The organism is Pseudoalteromonas sp. P1-7a, from assembly GCF_001401855.1.
Taxonomy (GTDB): domain Bacteria; phylum Pseudomonadota; class Gammaproteobacteria; order Enterobacterales; family Alteromonadaceae; genus Pseudoalteromonas.
Genome location: NZ_LKDU01000001.1, coordinates 222,187 through 242,883, shown reverse-complemented (window position 1 = coordinate 242,883; position 20,697 = coordinate 222,187). Strand labels below are relative to the sequence as shown.

Sequence of the window (20,697 nt, the reverse complement as noted above, 5' to 3'; positions counted from 1 at the left end):
AAGGGTTTAAGATGGAAAAAGTCTCGAGTATAAACTGCCAAGAGCAAACAGGTTGGTTTACAAACTTATATAAAAAGCTAGTCACCAAAGCCTTTGCAAGTATTGAAACAGGCCAAATAGTGTTAGTTGAGAACAGTCGCTCAACAGTATTTGGTCAACAACATTCAGACTTAAAAACCACGATTACCGTTAACGACACTGCCATGTACAAAGCATTTGCGCTATCTGGCAGTGTGGGTGCTGGTGAGTCTTATATTCTTGGGCAATGGTCGTGTGATAACTTGACCAAACTCATCGAAATATTTGCCATAAACCAAAAACAACTAGATGCTTTTGAAAAAAAATTCTCGTTTTTTAGTGGCCTAGCCCACCGTTTTAACCATCTCAAAAACAGCAACTCAGAATCTGGGTCGAAAAAGAATATCGTTGCACATTACGATTTAGGTAACGATTTATACGAGTCATTTTTAAGCGAGGAAATGCTTTACTCCTGCGCTGTTTATCCATCAAAAGATGCCTCTCTTGAGGACGCTCAACAAAATAAGCTGAAACAAATTTGTGAGCAGGTAGAGATAAACGAAGGCGATTCAGTCATTGAAATTGGCACAGGCTGGGGGGCGTTTGCGATTTACGCAGCCACACATTACAACTGCCATGTGACCACAACAACGATTTCTGATGAGCAATATGCCTATGTTGAAAACAAGGTTAAACAGTTAGGACTTGAAAATAATATAACTTTGCTCAAGCTTGATTATCGTTTATTAGAAGGGCAATACGACAAGCTTGTATCAATAGAGATGATAGAAGCAGTAGGGCATGAATACCTACCAAGCTTTTTTAAGCAATGTAATAGCTTGCTTAAAGAAGACGGTGCAATGCTAATCCAAGCGATCACTATTGGCGATCAACGTTATCAACATTATTTAAAAAACTCTGACTTTATTCAGCAGTATATTTTCCCCGGTGGTTGTTTGCCTTCAATTAATGAGATGAGCGAGCAAATTAAAAACAATACCGATATGGTTATTCATACTGTTAGCGACATAGGCGCACATTATGCTAGAACACTAGCCGATTGGCGCACACGCTTTATTGATAACTGGCACACCCTAGACAGTGACAAGTTTGATGAGCGTTTTTACAGATTATGGTTATTTTACTTTGCTTACTGCGAAGGCGCTTTTAGAACGCGAGCAACCAGTACCGTTCATTTAACGGCGCGTAAACCACGTTTTACTAGTCAAAATGACGAAATTGCCCTTAATTATTAATTTTGTGCTTTTTCAAACAGTGTGGTTTTTATCACTGTTTTTAGAAGCTCAATCTGTTTTATACACCTCTGGTATTGTTGTGCTTATGTTTGTTTTATCAAAGCAGCATAAGCTCGACGCGTTGCTTTTAGTTAAAGCTTTACCAATTGCGCTGTTATGTGAATACCTTGCTGTGCAGCTAAACCTTCTGGAATTTAAAGTATCCCCTTTTCCGCTTTGGTTAGCCTTGCTTTGGGCAGCATTATTGCTTTGCTTAAACACATCAATGGCGTTTATTACTAACCTAAAACTTTGGCAAGCCTATTTAGTGTGCTTAGCCTTTGCGCCAATTAGTTATTATTCAGGTGCTCAATTTGGCGTGCTTAGTATTTATTCACCTGTATGGGCATTTTGGCTTCTGTACGGCGCACTTTGGGCTGCAGCTTTTACATTAATTCTTATTATTAATCAAAAAATTAAAGCGATTATAAATTGTAGCAAGCAATAACAGGAGCTTGTATGAATATCACCGCAAAAATATGTGCAATAACGGCCACAATGATTATGGCTACTTTTTTTACCCCATTGAGCTTTAGCGAAGAGCAAACTGACTTTAAAAAAGTGGGCGAGGCGCGCATGGAATATTTATTTTGGGATGTTTACGATGCAACGTTATATACCCGCTCAGGGAGTTACAAACAGGGGGCGCACCCCGTTAAATTTACGCTCACCTATTTGCGAGACTTTGCAGCAAAAGACATTGTTAAAGCCACTAAAGAGCAATGGCAGCATTTAGGTAAAAGTGATTTATCAGCGAAGTATGCTAATAAATTGCTCGCTCTTTGGCCAGACATTAAAAAAGGCGAGTCGTTAAGCCTACAAACATCACCAAGCGGTGAGGCTATTTTTTATCATAATGATAAAAAGTTAGGTGAAATTAGTGACTCGCAATTTGCCAATCAGTTTTTAGCTATTTGGCTTAGCCCAAACACCTCAGAGCCAGCACTTAGAAAACAATTATTAGGGATTTAACATGCGCAATATAAATAAATTTAAACAGCTATGTATTTTAATGGCCGCATTATTTTTAGTAAGCTGCTCCGCGCCAAAAGTAGAGCACTACAATAGCAGCAACCCAGAATTTGATTTTAAAGCGTTTTTTAGTGGCGATTTGAAAGCATACGGCGTCGTGCAAGATTATAAAGGCGAACTCACACGTAAACTTGTTGTCACTATGAATGCGCGCTGGGAAGGGAACGAGGGCGTTATAGAGGAAGACTTTGTGTATGACGATGGTGAAACACAAAAGCGTATTTGGTATGTCACCCTTAATGACGATAATAGCTTAGTGGGACGTGCTGATGATGTGCTTGGCATTGCAACCGGTAAAAGCGCAGGCAGTGTGTTTCATTGGAACTACAATGTGGCCTTACCCTATGACGGTAGTACGCTTGAGGTGAATTTTGATGATTGGATGTACCTGGTTACACAATCGCGCTTGATAAACCGAACGTCTATTGTTAAGTTTGGTGTCGAGGTTGGGGAAGTGACCTTAGTTATCGAAAAAATATAGAGCAGTGTGTTATTTAAAGTGTGCCTTTTGTGTACTTAAATTAAGTTTTAGTTAATCCAACACGCTGTATTTTACCGAGAATTATTAAAATTTTACGCATTTTCGAAGTATTTAAGCAAAAAATGCAATTTGCTGTTGCTAACTCCTTAAAAATGCATAAAGATAGGTTTTGCGAAGGCAAAATAATAACGAATAGGAATCTAACAATGAATAAAGCTCAATTAGTTGAAAAAATCGCTACTGATGCAGAAATCTCTAAAGCTGCTGCTACACGTGCACTTGACGCGTTTACTGGCGCTGTAACTTCTTCTTTAAAAGAAGGTAATTCAGTTGCATTAGTAGGTTTTGGTACTTTCTCAGTTAAAGAACGTGCAGCACGTACTGGCCGTAACCCACAAACGGGTGCTGAGATCCAAATCGCAGCGGCAACTATCCCAAGCTTTAAAGCAGGTAAAGGTCTTAAAGACCAAGTAAACCCTTAATTGGCGCTTTACAGAATTTTTTAAAAAAGAGCTATTTAGCTCTTTTTTTTTGCTTGTATTAAAGTAGTGAGCTTACCTAAGTTAAGCTTATTCCCACATGCCTAATTAGGTATTAATGCAGGGCGTTGTAAGGCAAGGCTTAGCATAAAAAATCCCTGCTAATTGCTTAGCAGGGATTTAATATAAAACGCTTAACGTTTAAGCTTTAATTAATTACGCTTTTAATGCTTTATCACCACGGCCGATCCCTACAGCACCAGAGCGCACCACTTCAATAATGTCGGTTTCATGGCGTAGGGTGTCTAAAAACGATTCTATTTTGTCTGTGCTGCTTACCAGTTGTAAGCTGTAGCTTTGGCGTCCCATATCTAAAATAGCACCTTGGAACACATCTACCACGCGTGTAACAGCTGCACGTGTGGTTTCGTCTTGGGCAAATACTTTAACAAGTAATAATTCACGTTCGATGTGACTCATTTCGGTCAAATCAATAATTTTAAGTACATCAACTAATTTATTAACTTGTTTAGTAATTTGCTCAACGATTCTATCATCACCCATTGTGGTAATGGTGATACGTGACAGTGACTCATCATCAGTGGTGCCCACTGTTAAGCTATCTATGTTGTAGGCGCGCTGTGAAAAAAGCCCAACAATGCGAGATAAGGCTCCCGGTTCGTTTTCTAATAAAATAGATAATATACGACGCATTATGCTTTTACTCCTTTACGTAACCACATCTCATCAATGCCACCTAGTTTAATTTGCATTGGGTATACATGTTCTTTTTCATCGACGTTAATATCTAAAAATACTAAGCGATCGTTAATGCTCATGGCTTTATCTATAGCAGGTTGTAGCTCATCTAAAGTATCTACCTTTATGCCTACATGGCCATAGCTTTCAACAAGTTTTACAAAATCAGGTAATGAATCCATATATGAAGATGAATGGCGACCGCCGTAAATCATATCTTGCCATTGGCGTACCATGCCTAATGAGCGGTTATTTAGCGAAACCACTTTTACAGCCAAGTTGTACTGTAAACATGTTGATAGCTCTTGAATATTCATTTGGATTGAGCCATCGCCGGTTACACACACAGACTCTTTATCAGGAAAGGCAAGCTTAACCCCCATCGCTGCTGGTAAACCAAAGCCCATGGTGCCTAAGCCCCCTGAATTGATCCATTGGCGAGGGTTTTTAAATGGATAATATTGCGCTGCAAACATTTGGTGCTGACCCACATCAGAGCTTACATATGCGTCACCATTAGTGGCTTTATACACTGCTTCTATAACAGCTTGAGGCTTTATTTTGTCGCCATCGGTGTTGTAGCTTAGGCACTTTTGCTCGCGCCAGCTAATAATTTGTCGCCACCAATCCTCTTGTGCACTGCGATCAATTTGAATGCTACTTTTATCTATGCCGGTTTGCAGTTGCTCCATTACAGTGGCTAAACAGCCCACAACCGGAATATGTGCTTTAATCGTTTTAGAAATAGAGGTCGGGTCTACATCTACGTGAACGATGGTTGCATTAGGGCAAAACTTTTTAACATTATTGGTTACACGATCATCAAAACGCGCTCCCAGTGCTAAAATTACATCGGCATTTGCCATGGCTTTATTGGCTTCAAGCGTGCCGTGCATGCCCAGCATACCCACGTAATTTGGGTGAATACCCGAAATACCGCCTAAGCCCATTAATGTATTAGTGATAGGTGCATTTAGCGATTCAACTAAGCGGGTTAATTGCTCAGAGGTGTTAGATAAGATAATACCGCCGCCTGAGTATATAACCAGTTTTTTAGCTTCTAAAATTGTGGTAACCGCTTTGCGAATTTGTTTAGAGTGACCTTTTGTATTTGGGCTGTAGGTTCTAAGCTCTGTTGTTTTAGGGAAGTTGTACTCAAACTTAATAGCAGGGTTAAGCATATCTTTTGGTAGCTCAACAACAACGGGTCCTGGGCGGCCAGTACTTGCAATGTAAAACGCTTTTGCCAAAATAGCCGGAATTTCTTCAGCGCTTCTGCAGTTAAAACTATGTTTTACAACCGGGCGAGAACAGCCAACAATGTCAGTTTCTTGGAATGCATCGTCACCAATCAAGCTAGTAGGTACTTGCCCCGATAATACCACCATCGGGATTGAGTCCATATAAGCGGTGGCAATACCTGTAATACAGTTAGTTGCGCCAGGGCCTGAGGTAGCAAGTACAACACCAACTTCGCCAGTAGCACGGGCATAACCGTCTGCCATATGCGTTGCGGCTTGTTCGTGACGCACTAAAATATGTTCAATGTCTTCTTGTTGAAAAAGTGCATCGTATAAATCTAAAACCGACCCACCTGGGTAGCCAAATATATACTTAACCTTCAACTCTTTTAATGCCTGAACAACTAGTTCAGAACCATTATATTCTTGTTTGCTCATCCTCATTCCTCTGTGCGCTGTTTATGCATAAAAAAACCCCCGCGTAGTGCGAGGGTTTTTAAAAAGCAATTTCACTTTTTAATACATCCCCGCTGGGCTTATCACTAAGACCACTACGAGTAAGATTAAAAGGTGAAGTTGTTTTTTCATAATTGTCACTTTATAAAAAGCAAAATGCTGCTTTAGATTAAAAATTCTATATGGGGTTATTTTTAAGGGTTTTACGTGCTTATGTCAACCTTGAAAGGGCTGTTTTGGATTAAAATTTCAAATTAATTTGTTTTAATACTAAAAAGTTGCACGCTATTTGTAGTTATATAAAAAATATGAAGAAATTATGCTAATTTAACCGAGTAACCTTAATGGGTAAATAGGTGATTTGAGCGCTGTGCTTAATGCATATATTAGGTATGATAGAGCAATAATTTATCTGGGGAAGATACAGTGAAAAAAATAATATGGCTTGGTTTATTCCTTTGCAGCCTAAATCTTAACGCAGCAAATACCAGTGCGCATGACCCAGGTATTATTAACAAACAAAGAATAGAGTATTGGTTAAATAAACGCGCTGATACCCAACAAACCACTAACAAGCCAACGGTTGAAAGCTACTTAGCGAATACTGAACGGCTTAACCCTTCGCAGTTAAAACCTGTTTCTACCATGAAAGCCCGCTTAACCGCTAAGCAAGCCAATAAGCAGCTGCAATATGCAAGTGCGGCTAGCCCTAGCATCGCGCTAAATGAGGTTAAAGTACTGGCTATTTTAATTGATTTTCCTGATTTAAAGCACGATGACAATCAGCTAGTTGATGATGATACCGATATGTATTACGAAAATTATACAAAAGAGCATTACCAACAATTGCTTTTTAATGAGGGTGGGTTTGTAGGCCCTAATAATGAAACACTTAGCAGCGTATACGATTATTATTACGACGCATCAGGTGCTAGCTTAGCTTTTAGCGGGCAAGTATATGGGTGGGTTAGGGCAGATAGTAATGCTAAAACCTATGGTGAGCGCGTAGGTAACACACGCGATATAAATGCCCCCGCACTGATAAAAGAAGCAGTCGAAAAAGCCACTGCACAATTTGATATTGATTTAACGCAATATGATTTAACAGATTTAGATGATATTGACGGCGATGGCATTATCAACGAGCCAAACGGCATTATCGACCATGTTATGGTTTTTCATTCCAGTATTGGTGAAGAATCCGGTGGAGGCTATTTAGGCGTTGATGCAATTTGGTCTCACCGCTACTACGTATTTGATGAAAACAGTGAACCTGTCAGTATTGCGGGTAGTAGCGTTAAGTTATCGGGTTATACGATAAACCCAATAGATGCCAGCATAGGTGTCGTTGCGCATGAATTTGGTCACGACTTAGGTTTAGCAGATGAGTACGATTTTCAGTCAAATACCGTGGGTGAGCCTGTATCGTCTTGGTCAATAATGTCTACTGGTAGCTGGGCTGGTGGGCCTCGGGGCTCAAAGCCCGTTATGTTTAGTGCACAGGCGCTTGAGTATTTACAAAACAGATACCAAGGCAATTGGGTGAACCAGCTTAATTTAACCATGGAGGAAGTTAACAGCCAGCCTCAGCAGTCGCTTGTTTATACTAGCTCACTTTCTCAGCAACAAAGCCAAATTAAAGTGACACTTGCGCAGCAGCTAGAAAAATTTAAAACCCCGGTTGAAGGAGATTTTCAATTTTACTCTGGTACAGGTAACAACCTAACACACACGCTCTCACAAACCGTGACCTTACCTGAGGCGGCTACACCACTGACATTTAGCTTTTTAGCTTACTACAGTATTGAGCGCGATTATGACCTTGTACAAGTAAAGGTAAATCAAACTCCTTTAGCTGGTAATTATACAATCGAGACAAATCCTTATTATGGCGATATAGGCCCGTATATAACTGGTGATTCGTTTTTACATGCAGATGCGCAGCAACCTAATGGTTTTTTAATGCATGAGTTTGATTTAACACAATATGCAGGACAAACCATTACATTAAGTATTGAGTATATTACTGATACAAACACACAGTATTATGGTTTTGTAGCCGATGATTTAAAAATAACACACAACAATACTGTGATTTGGCAAAATAACGCAGAGCAGTCAGAGTCGACCTTAGCGTTAAATGGTTTTAGCCGCGTGAGTAGTTATATTTATGCTAAAGCAGCCCACTACTATATACAGCTACGTGCGCACAGAGGTGTGGATGCCGGCTTACAAGCAGAGCAATATTCACCGGGAGTTATATTGTGGTTTAGCAATAGTGCATTTGATAACAACAACACAACTGATCACCCAGGGGGGGGGGTTAATTTAGTGGTTGATGCGGATCAAAAGCCAATTTATCGCGGTACAGGTAGCACCACACTTGCAGATACACCTATACAAGTTCGCGATGCTGCATTTAGTTTATATCAGCAAAGTGCAGGTTTAGGCGATCAAGACTTAGCTGCCATTAGTGAGTTTAATGATCATTTTGATTACAGCTTTACGCAGCAGGCTGAATCAGGTGTGGTGCTTACTCCCCAAGGGTTTAACTTTGAAATAGTCAGCCAACACCCTGAAAGTGAAACAGCTGAGCTTTTGCTTAGCTATGATGCGCTACAACAAATAACCACAACAGTAAACGAGGCAACCGTTAGCTTTAATGTAGCCGGTTTAAAGTTAACCCCCACAGATACATTTTTATGGGACTTTGGTGATGGGCAATCGAGTACTGAGCTAAGTCCTACACATACCTATGCCGATTACGGCACCTATAGCGTTACCTTTTCGGCAACGGGTGAGACGACTACGCAAACACAAACTAAACAAATTACCATCACAAAGCCGCTAGAAATTGAAAATTTAACGTATCAGTTAAACGGTGCGATTTTATCTGCTCAAGCAATCGTAACTGGCGGAGAAGCACCTTACAACATGAGTTGGCTTATAGATGGTGAACCCGTATCGCAAACTGAAAACCTAGATTACCAATTTAGCTACTCTGGAGATTACACCCTCGCGTTAATAGTAACTGATACGCAAGGGATAAGTGTTAGCCAACAGCATGCTTTGAGTGTTAATGCACCGCTGCAATTAAGTACACGCCATACGGCAAATAACTTAGCGGTACAATTTAATAGCTCACCATTAGGCGGATCTGGTAATTATACATATAGCTGGGATTATGGCGATAGCAGCCCACTAGGTACAACGCAAAACCCAAGTCATAATTACCAAGGTGCAGGTAGTTATACAGTAAAACTTGTACTCACAGACAGTCAAACCAATGAAGTTATAAGTAGTGAGCTAACAGTCTCGGTACAAGAAGCGCAAAGTGAATCGTCATCAAGTGGTGGGGCAATAGGTTATTTAATTGCGCTATTAGTGATAAGTGGATTTTACCGGCGTACCAGCAATAAAGTTTAATGATTTTGTGAAGTAAAAGCATTTGACTTAAATGTCTAATAACTTAACACCAGTGGTATAAAAAATGATGCTCGCTGCATTAAAAATTCTATTTAAAATAAATAGCGTAGTTATGCCAAGTGATGTTATCAGCAAAGGTTAAAATACAAAAAAGCCAGCAATATGCTGGCTTTTTAGGCTTAAAACAAGATTAACCTTGTAAAATTATAAACGGTCGATTACTGATTGAGTGAAATCAGTTGTACCGTGGCTGCCGCCCAAATCACGAGTTGTGCGATCGCCTGATTTAATTACATCAGCTACTGCGCTGCGAATACGCTCAGCCGTGTCGCCCATATCTAAGTGCTCAAGCATTTGGATAGACGCTAAAATTACTGAAGTAGGGTTTGCTAGGTTTTTGCCAGCAATATCTGGTGCACTACCGTGAACGGCTTCAAAAATAGCAGCATCTTCACCAATGTTTGCCCCTGGTGCCATACCTAAACCGCCAACTAAACCTGCACAAAGATCAGATAAAATGTCGCCAAATAAGTTAGTTGTTACTACAACGTCAAACTCTTCAGGTGTCATAACCAGCTTCATACATGTTGCGTCAACAATCATTTCAGTTGATTCAATTTGCGGGTAACGCTCAGCAACTTCACGTGCAACTTTTAAAAATAAGCCAGAGGTAGATTTTAAGATATTTGCTTTGTGTACTGCGGTTACTTTTTTACGGCCTTCACGTACTGCTAACTCGTAGGCAAAAGTGATGATTTTCTCAGCGCCTTCGCGAGTAATTACAGATTTAGCTTCTGCTTCGTTACCGTCTTCGCTTACTACTTGGCCTACACCTGAGTACATACCTTGGGTATTTTCACGAATAGTAATGATATCGATATCATCGTAACGTGCTTTAGTACCAACAAATGATTTAACAGGGCGTACGTTTGCGTATAAACCAAACTGCTTACGTAATGTTACGTTAATAGACGTAAAACCTTCACCTACCGGCGTCGTTAGTGGGCCTTTAAGAGTGATTTTGTTTTTAGCGATTGTATCAATTGTTTCTTGAGGAAGTAGCTCGCCAGTTTTTTCTAGTGCAGCAAGGCCTGCATCAACAAATTCATAATCAAAATCGCAACCTGCGGCTTTTAATATTTCAAGTGCTGAGTCGATAATGCTCGGACCGATGCCGTCGCCTTTGATCACTGTGATGGTTTGTTTGGCCATTGACTTTTCCTTTAAAAGAATAAAAAACGCACATAAATTATTACTAATAATAGTAACTGCTTGTTAGGTCATTTATGTGACGTATGTGGATATATTTTGAGGGCGCATTTATACCAACTTATCGCCCATTTTGCCAGTTTATACTATAAATACAGGGTATAACCTGTGCTTATAGTCAGCATAAGTGACTTAAATGCTGTTATATAGCGATAAGCCTTGCAGTTGCGCAAAAAAATCATCCTCAGATTTAAAGCCTTGTGCTTTTAGCTGCGCATTTAAAGTTTGTTTTTGCCAAGGCGTTAAAGGCAGAGCGGGTTTAAAAATAGTTTGCGCCACGACCTTTAAACTAATCCATAATTTGTGCTGCTCGTTTAGCTCTTTTTTAGGTTGTTGTTCAGCATCGAGTAGGGGCTTGGTCCATGGATTATCACTCAGTAGTTTTGCTAATTCTGTATTTAAATGTTCATTATTAGTCGTTTCCACCCCAAAAAAGGCTGCTAATGGGGCGCTATAAGTTTGGTTAGGCACGCTACTTATGGTTACTTTTGCACAGAGCTGTGCACTGCAATGGGTTAATAAATAATGCACGTAACCATAGATGGGCAAGGCTATATGTTCAAATTGCTGTTTTGGGTTATTACTTACCATTAAAGCTAAAATACTAATAAAGCTATTAAGTTTATTCAGTACGATGTGTTTGTGTGGATGATGTGATGTATCCACTAATTGCTCAAATATAACCCGCTGAATAATTGCCGGTGCATTATCGTAGCCGACCATCGACAAGCTATGGCGTAAGTCTTTGGCGGCTTGGTGCTGATTGTTATAGGGCCTGACTGCTTGGCAGAGCTTCTGTGTTATTTCACTAAAAGGGGCTAGTAACTTATCTAAGCCTTTAAAACTATATTCATGTGCTACTTTTATATGACTCACTAACGCTATTAATTCGGCCTTTGAACTTATCTGCGCCGGGGCTTTACGTACTAGGTGCTCATTGTTCCAGGCTAAAAATAATACCCGTTTATCAGTACATAGCCATTGCATTGGTTGATCTTTAAGTGAGGTTTTAACCTTGTACCACGCCAGTTTTTTCTCATTATTGGCATTAATAAGTATATGCTTATTAGTCTCATCACTTGCTAAATAAACCATTGCTTGGTCGCTGTAAACAATTTTACTGCCTGGCAGGTGTGGGCCTATATGCGCTATTAAATCCTTAATTAACCTTTGCGCAAATGGGTTAGCTGTTTTGACATACAATTCACCCAAAGCTTTGTAAAAATTTAATGGGTTCTTTTTCGATGTATAGGTGATGTTCATCGCGATAATATTACTTAATGCACACAAGGTTATGGCATTGTCATATAGCATTATGTCGCTAGTACTTAGTAACGCTTGCTTATACTTATTTAGTTTAGCTAACATACGCACGCTATTTTGAGTAGGGTGCTGTGCACTGAGCAACACTTTTGCTGCTAGCTGATGGCGAAAACGCCATATTTTTTTATCGCTGAGTGTAAGCATTTGCTGCTGCGCAATTTTATTATGCTGCGCTACAACGCAGCAATGCTCTACCAATGCAACACCAATATAAAGCTCGGTTAGTTCGTCATCAAATTGCTGGCTAGCGCACAGTGCTGTGCTAATAACACATTGGTTAATAACGAGGTTTGTAGCAAAGTCGTAGTGGCTGGTGTACAAGCTTAAACGCGCTTGTAAAGCGTGCGGGTGTTGCTGATACAAAACGCGATAGTGCTGGGCTGTTTGTACAACAAGCGGATAAAAATGTTGCCACTGCGTTTTGTCACTATAAATTGTTAGTATTTGATGTGTGTTATGCAGTAACCGCACTAACTGTTTTGAAATAGGCTCATCCATTGGCCATCACCTGATCTTTTCCTGATAAGTTGTATAGGCGCTGGGGCCCCATAAAAATAACTCACCATTTTTAAATAATAAGCCGGTGCATTCATCCATCGTGGTTATGCCATCTGAAGTTTGGTGCTGTGTACGGTAAAAAACAATCTGCCATACTTGGTCTTTGTTACGTTTGGCATAGGTTAAATCGGGGCTTCCTAAATAATCGAGTACACTGTTTAAGGTAACCGCCTCATCAATAGACAGCTTTCTTATGTAGCGCTCGTTAAAAGCCTCACGGTCTTGCCAAATCATTGCTTGCGGGTCATCTTTATAAAAGGTGATCACTAAAGTCGCAATGAGTGCATACAAGCCTAACCCTAATATTAAGTATCTTATAAACTTTTTAATCATTTTTAACTCACACTCGCAACAATAAAGTGAGTATATGTTGTGCGCTTAAACAGTGCTATCAACATGCGACTAATGCAACCTTAACTGCTTTAAACTAAAACCTAGCTGTATATCTGTTCGCAAAGTTACTAATTGTTTAGAAATAACATACATGTCTTTTTGCTCAACTAGCTTTTTTTGAATACTGCTTGATAGGGCATCATCTTCTATGGCGCTATCTATGCTTTCGTAGGTATTTACAATAAGCTGAGCCGATTTAGTCCCTATGCCTTTAACGCCGGGTACATCGTTAGTTTTATCGCCCGCTAAGGCCCAAAAATCAATAAGTTTACTTTGTTCAATACCAAAACGCTGCTCAATGCTGTCGCAATCTAGGTAGGTCTTTTTAAAATAATCGTACACACAAATATAGTCGTTCAAAAAAGGTAAAAAACCCTTATCGGTAGAAACAATGGTACTGTTTATCTTATTTTTTGCAGCTTTGTCGGCTAAGGTGGCTATGATATCGTCGGCTTCATCGTTGAGCGGTTCAAATACAACGATGCCCGTTTGCTCTATAGCTTCTTTAAAGTAGTGCAGCGCATTTTTAAGCGTGTCGGGCATGGGGGCCCTAGAGTGTTTATATTGTTTATAAAAGTGGTAGCGCCAGCTTTTGTCGCCATCAAAAACAGCTATAGCGTGAGTGGCATCTGTTGACTGTAAAAGCTTTTTGCAAGCATGTGCTACGCGCGCGCAACTGGCCTTTAGCATCTGCTCTTCACTGTGGTGTGTTTGGTTTGCGTCAACTGCGTAAATGCGCCTAATTAAATTAAGCGCATCAATTAAAAGTAAATGGGGTTTCAAATAGTCAAACTCATGCTTTTATTTCATAACAAGGGATATACTTACTACCGGGTAACTTCATACGACCTTGGTCTACAAATGCTTGTAATAGTTTATCCATATCTTTCATTAAATCAGGCTCACCACTTAACACATAGGGTCCATGTGCTTTTATAGCGCGTAGGCCTTCATCTTTGACATTGCCAGCAACAATCCCCGAAAACGCTCTACGTAGATTAGCCGCTAACTGCTGCTTGGGCTGTTCTAGGTGCAAATCTAAACTTGCCATGTTTTCGTGCGTAGGTGCAAAAGGTTGCTGAAAATCGTTATCGATTTTAAGTGTCCAGTTAAAGTAGTAGGCATCGCCTTGGCTTTTACGATAATTACGTACATTTGCCATAGCTGATTTTAATTTTTGCCCTACTAGCGCAGGATCATCAATGATTACTTCAAACTTATCAAGGGCTTCTTTGCCTAATGTCAGCTCTACAAACTTACATAACTCGCTAAAGTACGCTTCGCTTTCTTTAGGGCCGGTTAAAATAACAGGCAAACACTGTTTTTCGTTATCTGGGTGCAGCAAAATACCTAATAAATAAAGTAATTCTTCTGCAGTACCTGCACCACCAGGAAATATAATAATTGCATGCGCCGTTCTAATAAATGCTTCAAGGCGCTTTTCAATGTCGGGTAAAATTACCAGCTCATTTACAATAGGGTTTGGTGGCTCTGCGGCAATTATACTAGGCTCGGTCAAACCAAGATAACGGTTTTCACTAATACGTTGTTTAGCATGGCCAATAGTGGCACCTTTCATCGGGCCTTTCATTGCCCCTGGGCCGCAGCCAGTACATATATTTAAACCACGTAAGCCAAGCTCGTAACCTACTTGTTTTGTGTATTTATATTCTATTTCGTTAATTGAATGTCCACCCCAACACACAATCATGTTTGGTTCGCTGTTAACGCGCAGCGCGCCGGCGTTTCTAAGCATATCAAATACCATGTGGGTAATGGCTTTTTGTTCTTTAAGATCTTTTTCGTATTTTTGGCAAATAAATAAAATATCGCGGATCACCGAAAAAATATGCTCGTGAATACCGGTAATTATTTCGCCATCAACAAAGGCGGTTTCGGGAGGGTTTTCTAACTCAATTTTAATGCCGCGCTCGCGACTGACTAAACGAATATCAAAGTCTTGGTATTTATCGTAAATTTCATTACTTGCGTCTGTGTGGCTGCCTACGTTAAGGACGGCTAAGGCACAGTTTCTAAAAAGTCGATAACGTTCACTGGCTGAAGATTGCTCTAATAAATCAACTTCCAATTGTGACAGTAAATCTAAAACCCCAGTCGGGTTTAACTGTATTAACATCGGCATTCTCCTTGCTGCTTAAAATGTAAAAACTGCATGTCATCTACTTTAGCACTCAAACTAATTGAGAATTATGACATTATTTACTCATACAAAGGCGATCCCGACCCGTTTTCTTTGCTTCATAAAGGGCGTCATCTGCTCTGTCGAATGCTTTGAGCGGTGTATCGCCTTTTTTAAATTGTGTAGCGCCTAACGAAATGGTGATTTCTATTTCTTTTTCTCTAAATTTAAAAGGAATATTCTTAATCACTTTTCTTAGTTTTTCAAGCGGCTGCGCTGCGTTTAACAACGAAAGCCCAGGCATAAGTAGGACAAATTCTTCTCCGCCGTAGCGGGCTATAAAATCAGACTGCCTTACTGATCTTTGCAGCGCTTTTGCAATAACTTGTAAGGTTATATCGCCTGCAGTATGACCAAATCTATCATTAATTGACTTAAAGTGATCCACATCAATAACCACTAGGGTAACATCCGAGGCTTGGACATTAAATAAGTGAAGCTCGTGATTGTAACGTTCATCAAAAGCCGCTCTATTAGGAAGTTTTGTAAGGCTGTCTAGTAAACTTTTAAAGCGTTGCTCGTTTAGGCGTTTTTTATATTTGGTTAGTTTGCCTTCTAAGCTGCCAATTCTCTGGTTAATTTCATCAAAACTGGCAATCAGCGTTTCGCGGTCTTTTCTTTCTAGCTGCTCTTTAGCTATAAAGTCTTGGCTGAGAGATTTTAGCTCGTTATCAACTAATTCTTTTAAAGAGGAAATAGACGTAGCAGATTGGGTTTGCTCGTTTAAATGTTTTATTTTTCCTTCAATACGTTTATTTAGTGTATCGAACTCTTCCCCCATTGACTTAGAGTGCTGGCTGGTAGATACAATTGATGAGTGCAACTCTTCTAATGTTTGGTTAAGCGAGACTAAAAAGCTTTGTGCCGATTGGCGCTCTTTACTGATATTTTTGACCACGACGCTTATTATATTTAAAGCAGCTTGCAACAGGGCTTCTACATTATCGTTTTCGGTAATTGTATTTTTTATTTGTTTAATTTGTTCAGTCGATTCATCCTCTAATACCAGCTCATTTGCAAGCTCTAACAGCTTTTTAGCCATACGAGGAGAAGCATTAGTGCTTGTTTCATCCGTGGTTGAAAGCTTGCTATGCAAAGCATGGTGATAAAAGTTTATAAGCTGATTTAATATCGGAATGTAGTCGTGCGTAGACTGTACATTATTAATTTCGTGGTCGAGTAAATGTCTTAAGGTGCGGCGGGTATCATCTGGTAAGCCTTTGGTTTTTTGTAAAAGCTTACCGGCTGTTTGTACGCTCGAAAACAGCTCTCGCTGATGGGCTGTTTGTAACGCCTCTTGGTTTTGCAGTAACAATAAAATGTCATCTATTAAAGGGAATAATATTTCAAACCCGACACCTTTATTTAGCGAACTTCTAAATTTGGCGAGCTTATTATCAAGCTCAATATCAAGCCCTTTACAGCTTAAAGACAATTTTGCAGTTAGATTTGATAAAGTATCAACTTGGAGCTTACGCGCATTTTCAATGGCTATCCTTGCTTCAATTGCTTGCTTTAACTTTTTATCTACAGCGTTAGAGTTTTCAGACACCTAAGCATACCGCCATCGTATTAATTACATTACCTTCAGTTTACAACAAAATCATATTAAGTGTAGTTATCTAATTAAAAACTTAGCATTTTTACTTAGACCCTGCATGTAAACTGAGCTATTAGGTTGTTTGTCGTTTTTAATTCACTTTTAATTTATGCCTTGTTAGGCTTATTTCAAATAATAAGTAACCTTGAGTCATTATGAAAAAGCGTTTTGTCCTGTCAATGTTAGCGGCCTGTTGTGCAGCCCCTGCGTTAGCCGATGTAAATTATTCTTTAAGTATTACACAGCCACAACATCATTTAGGTAATGTAAGTGTAGAGTTTCCAAAGTCGGCGCAATCGCATATCGATGTTAAATTGCCTGCATGGCGTACTGGTCGCTACGAAATATTAAATTTAGCCAATGGGGTACGTTACTTTGCGGCCACAGACGACAATGGCAATGCATTAAAATGGGAAAAAATTAATCACAGCACATGGCGAGTGCATTTAGCTGAGCCAACACACGTGAATATTGATTACCAAGTATATGCAAACGAGTTAGGTAAACGTGCACGCCACATAGACGATAGCCATGCCTTTATTGATGCATCTGGCTTTTTTATGTTTAGTGAATCATTTCGCCAAGAACCAGTTACCGTAGATTTAAAGGTGCCTAAAGCGTGGCGCTCTGTATCAGGCATGGAAAATGCGAGTAATAAACACAGTTTTAAAGCCGCAGATTACGATGTACTGGTAGACTCACCAATAGAGACAGGAATTAACAAACTTCATAAATTTGAAGTAGATGGCCGCCAATACGAGTTAGTTATATGGGGCGAAGGCAACTACGATGAGCAACTAATGCTTACTGATTTAAAAAAATTAGTGACCACAGGTAATGTTATTTGGAATAGCTACCCGTATGAGCGTTATGTATTTATGGTGCATGCTACATCGGGTGCTGGCGGGGCAACTGAGCATTTAAACTCAACCATTATACAGCGCCCACGGAATCGTTTTGGTAGCCGCGAAGACTACTTAGGCTTTATAAGTACCGCCGCGCATGAATTTATTCATACCTGGAATGTAAAAGCTTACCGCCCTAAAGGGCTGGCGCCTTATGATTACACCAACATGAACTACTCAAATTTATTATGGATTTCGGAAGGCTCTACTAGCTACTTTGAAGATCATCTATTAGTGCGCTCAGGCATAGAAACCACCGATGAGTTTTTTAAAGTGATGAGTAAAACGATTAATCGCCACTTACAAACACCAGGTCGAGAAGTACAAAGTGCCAGCGAAACAAGCTTTGATAAATGGATAAACCAAGGTGGCGACCACGCGCGTAATTACAGCACCAATATATATTTAGAAGGCTCATTGCTTTCTATGTTGCTAGATATACATTTATTAGAAACAACCCAGGCAAAAGTTAACTACCGCCAAGTACACAACGCTTTATACAACAAGCACACGTTACCACAAGGGTTTACTGAGCAAGATGTACTGGCAATATTAAAAGAGCTAACAGGTGAAGACTATACAACGTGGTGGCACGATAACGTGAGTACCCCAGCTAATATAGATTTTGATGCTTTATTAGGTAAAGTTGGCTTAAAGCTTACTCGTCCTGAGAGCGCTAAGCCATTAGCAAGCATTGATGCCACTGCAAAAAATAGCGGCGAGTTATTAACACTTACCCACGTTCGCAGAGGCGGAGCAGCATGGCAAGCGGGCCTCACAACAGACGATAAAATTGTGGCGGTTAACAAGCAGCATGTTGGAAAAGATTTAAAATCGAGCTTAGAAGTATTTAAAGCGGGTGAAAAAGTCACTATCGATTTTATTCGTCGCGATGCACTTCAATCGACAACCCTCGTTTTATCGCAAGATTATGATAAACCTAAAAAGGTGGTTGCTGATAAAAATGCAACTTTATCTCAACGCGCCTTATTTAAAGCATGGATGGGGGTAGAGCACCCCATTAATGTGCAAGCTGATTAACATAATAGTGTTTTATTAAAGGAGCTTTTGCTCCTTTTTTTATATCTTATGCAAAGGTATATCACTTAAAAACCAACCTAAAAGTGCTAATTTTAAGAGTACGTCCTATTATTGTGTTAATAACGACTCTAGGTTGCGTATAAATGAAGTCATTAAAAACCACTCAAATCCTCTCACATCAATTTGTGCTTAACGATCCGCTGCATCAGTTATTTGATGCGATACACAGTATTTCTGTGCAAGGATACGATGAGCAGCGCCGCGTTATTTATTGGAATAAAGGCAGTGAGCTGCTTTATGGCTATACAAAAGAGTACGCAACCGGAAAAAAACTAGAAGAATTAATTATTCCGCCCCCAATGCAAGATGCGGTTATAGATGCTCATCGTGAGTGGCTCATAAACGATATCGAAATACCCGCGGCTGAGCTTACATTACAGCATCAAAATGGCAGCAATGTTACTGTGTTTTCAAGCCATGTTATGTTTACAAATCAGCATGGGGTAAAACAGATGTACTGCATAGACATAGATTTGAGCGATGTAAAACAAGCACAAGCGCAAGCTATGGATAAACAGCAGATGCTCGAAAAAGTATTTGAAGCCATTCCTGATTTGTACTTTTTACTCAAACCGGATGGCACCATAGTTGATTACCATGCAAATGATTTGAGCAACTTACATTTACAGCCTGAGCAATTTTTAAATAAATCGATGTTTAGCGTATTGCCCTATACTGTAGCCAAAATGTTTAAAGACAATATTCAAGAGCTGTTAATTCACAAAGGTAATGTATGCTTTGAATACGAACTTTTAGTACCCAAAGGCGTGTTGTATTTCGAAGCGCGAGTGAGTTATTTACATCATTCAGACCAAGTCATGCTGATAATTCGCGACATAACAGAGCAGCATGAGTCAAACAAACTTATACGTAAACAAGCCTATTACGATAGCTTAACGCTACTCCCTAATCGTTTTAATTCTTTAAAACGACTTACTCAGCTAATTAACACTGCGAGCGAAAAAAACACTTTAGCCGCTGTTATTTTTATCGACTTAGATGACTTTAAAAAAGTAAACGACACACTCGGGCATGAAATTGGCGATTCATTACTTATCAGCGCCGCTAATAAATTGAGCCAAATAGTTAATGAAAACGCGACCGTAGGCAGGTTGGGGGGCGATGAATTCATTATTTTACAACCAGAGCTACACAGTAAAAAACAGCTAGATGCGATTGTTACACGCTTACTTAAAAGCTTTAGAACTCCTTTTGAAATAGATGGCCGCGAATTGTTATTAACGTTAAGTATTGGCGTGGCTTTGTACCCTGATAATGGGGTAACAGCCTCTGATTTATTACGCCATGCAGACACAGCAATGTACCAAGCAAAAGCGCTTGGCAGAAACACCTACGCCTGCTTTACCAGCGAAATGAATACCGCTATAAAGAGGCGGTTAGCAATAGAAGCGCAGATGCATGTTGCTCTTGAAAAAAACGAATTTGAATTGTATTTCCAACCTAAATGCGATGCTAAAACACTTAAAATAATTGGGGCTGAGGCGCTATTGCGCTGGAACAATAGTGTGCTTGGTAAGGTTATGCCCGATGAGTTTATTCCGTTAGCAGAGCAAACAGGTTTAATTATTCCTATTGGAAAGTTTGTTATTGAGCAGGCATTAGCATTTTTAACGCAGTGGCAGGCAAGCTCTCAACAAAACTACAGCATGGCAATTAATTTATCACCAAGCCAATTTAGAGATTCAGAGCTGCTAAGTTTTATAGCAAGCACGTTAGAAAAAACTGGAGTAAGTGCTAAAAATGTCGAGCTTGAAATAACCGAAGGCGTGTTAATGAGCGTACAAACCAATATTACAGAATCGTTGCATGCACTTAATAAGCTCGGTATTAAACTATCTATGGATGACTTTGGCACAGGCTACTCATCGCTTAGCTATTTAAGGCAATATCCGTTTGAAGTATTAAAAATAGATCGCAGCTTTATTTGTGGTATTACCGAAAACCAAGAAGACTACAGCTTAGTTAAAGCCACAATTGCAATGTCGCATAGCTTAGGCTTAAGTGTGGTAGCTGAAGGCGTAGAAACATCAGCACAACAAAAATTACTAGCCGAACTAAATTGCGATTTGATTCAAGGTTACTACTTTAGTAAACCGCTGCCAGCGTTACAGTTACTCGATTTTAAAGCGTTATAAGTACA

The 20,697-nt window shown here is 39.7% G+C and carries 16 protein-coding genes; 8 read left to right on the top strand and 8 right to left on the bottom strand.

The genetic code is table 11. The features are described 5' to 3' along the window. Positions 1-11 precede the first annotated feature (11 nt). From AN389_RS01100 to AN389_RS01080, 5 genes are all read left to right on the top strand, one after another. Entirely contained in the window at positions 12-1,274 is a 1,263-nt protein-coding gene (locus AN389_RS01100; RefSeq protein WP_004586408.1) for a cyclopropane-fatty-acyl-phospholipid synthase family protein, read from the top strand. Further along, complete coding sequence (locus AN389_RS01095; RefSeq protein WP_055019052.1) at positions 1,249-1,761, top strand: DUF2878 domain-containing protein; 513 nt, start codon at positions 1,249-1,251, stop codon at positions 1,759-1,761. Before AN389_RS01100 ends, AN389_RS01095 begins: the two co-directional genes overlap by 26 nt. 50 nt (positions 1,762-1,811) lie before the next feature. Then, positions 1,812-2,285 carry a chalcone isomerase family protein gene (locus AN389_RS01090; protein ID WP_055019166.1) on the top strand — a complete coding sequence of 158 codons (474 nt, stop codon included), beginning with the start codon at positions 1,812-1,814 and terminating at the stop codon, positions 2,283-2,285. A 1-nt stretch (position 2,286) separates the two neighbouring features. Continuing rightward, positions 2,287-2,826 (top strand): DUF3833 domain-containing protein, encoded by a 540-nt coding sequence (locus tag AN389_RS01085; RefSeq protein ID WP_024031747.1) that lies wholly within the window; start codon positions 2,287-2,289, stop codon positions 2,824-2,826. Between the two features lie 206 nt (positions 2,827-3,032). Further along, positions 3,033-3,308 carry an HU family DNA-binding protein gene (locus tag AN389_RS01080; protein WP_004586404.1) on the top strand — a complete coding sequence of 92 codons (276 nt, stop codon included), beginning with the start codon at positions 3,033-3,035 and terminating at the stop codon, positions 3,306-3,308. A 213-nt stretch (positions 3,309-3,521) separates the two neighbouring features. Here AN389_RS01080 and ilvN read toward each other — a convergent pair whose 3' ends face one another. Both ilvN and AN389_RS01070 read right to left on the bottom strand, forming a co-directional pair. Continuing rightward, a complete protein-coding gene (gene ilvN, locus AN389_RS01075; RefSeq protein WP_004586403.1) occupies positions 3,522-4,019 on the bottom strand; it encodes an acetolactate synthase small subunit in 498 nt (165 codons plus the stop codon). Further along, positions 4,019-5,743: an acetolactate synthase 3 large subunit gene (locus AN389_RS01070; protein WP_055019051.1), complete on the bottom strand. Its 1,725-nt coding sequence runs from the start codon at positions 5,741-5,743 to the stop codon at positions 4,019-4,021. The genes ilvN and AN389_RS01070 overlap by 1 nt, the downstream gene beginning before the upstream one ends. Positions 5,744-6,187: 444 nt before the next feature. Here AN389_RS01070 and AN389_RS01065 point away from each other — a divergent pair, with 444 nt between their 5' ends. Further along, positions 6,188-9,187 carry an immune inhibitor A domain-containing protein gene (locus AN389_RS01065; RefSeq protein ID WP_055019050.1) on the top strand — a complete coding sequence of 1,000 codons (3,000 nt, stop codon included), beginning with the start codon at positions 6,188-6,190 and terminating at the stop codon, positions 9,185-9,187. A 204-nt stretch (positions 9,188-9,391) separates the two neighbouring features. Here the strand turns inward: AN389_RS01065 and AN389_RS01060 are convergent, their stop codons facing one another. From AN389_RS01060 to AN389_RS01035, 6 genes are all read right to left on the bottom strand, one after another. Next, complete coding sequence (locus AN389_RS01060; protein ID WP_055019049.1) at positions 9,392-10,399, bottom strand: isocitrate dehydrogenase; 1,008 nt, start codon at positions 10,397-10,399, stop codon at positions 9,392-9,394. A gap of 189 nt (positions 10,400-10,588) precedes the next feature. Continuing rightward, a complete protein-coding gene (locus tag AN389_RS01055; RefSeq protein ID WP_055019048.1) occupies positions 10,589-12,277 on the bottom strand; it encodes a hypothetical protein in 1,689 nt (562 codons plus the stop codon). Positions 12,278-12,283: 6 nt separating this feature from the next. After that, positions 12,284-12,670, bottom strand: a complete 387-nt coding sequence (locus AN389_RS01050) for a DUF3192 domain-containing protein (protein ID WP_004586398.1) — start codon at positions 12,668-12,670, stop codon at positions 12,284-12,286. 69 nt (positions 12,671-12,739) lie between these two features. Further along, positions 12,740-13,513 carry a flap endonuclease Xni gene (xni, locus tag AN389_RS01045; protein WP_055019047.1) on the bottom strand — a complete coding sequence of 258 codons (774 nt, stop codon included), beginning with the start codon at positions 13,511-13,513 and terminating at the stop codon, positions 12,740-12,742. A gap of 10 nt (positions 13,514-13,523) precedes the next feature. After that, the gene (ppnN, locus tag AN389_RS01040) at positions 13,524-14,867 is read right to left on the bottom strand and encodes a nucleotide 5'-monophosphate nucleosidase PpnN (protein WP_004586396.1); all 1,344 of its coding nucleotides are present in this window, start codon (positions 14,865-14,867) and stop codon (positions 13,524-13,526) included. Between the two features lie 79 nt (positions 14,868-14,946). Continuing rightward, positions 14,947-16,482, bottom strand: a complete 1,536-nt coding sequence (locus AN389_RS01035; RefSeq protein ID WP_055019046.1) for a GGDEF domain-containing protein — start codon at positions 16,480-16,482, stop codon at positions 14,947-14,949. A gap of 203 nt (positions 16,483-16,685) precedes the next feature. Here AN389_RS01035 and AN389_RS01030 point away from each other — a divergent pair, with 203 nt between their 5' ends. Together AN389_RS01030 and AN389_RS01025 are read left to right on the top strand one after the other, a co-directional pair. After that, on the top strand, positions 16,686-18,476 hold the full coding sequence (locus AN389_RS01030) for a M61 family metallopeptidase (protein WP_055019045.1): 1,791 nt from the start codon (positions 16,686-16,688) through the stop codon (positions 18,474-18,476). Positions 18,477-18,619: 143 nt separating this feature from the next. After that, positions 18,620-20,692: a bifunctional diguanylate cyclase/phosphodiesterase gene (locus AN389_RS01025; RefSeq protein WP_055019044.1), complete on the top strand. Its 2,073-nt coding sequence runs from the start codon at positions 18,620-18,622 to the stop codon at positions 20,690-20,692. The last annotated feature ends 5 nt before the right edge of the window (positions 20,693-20,697 follow it).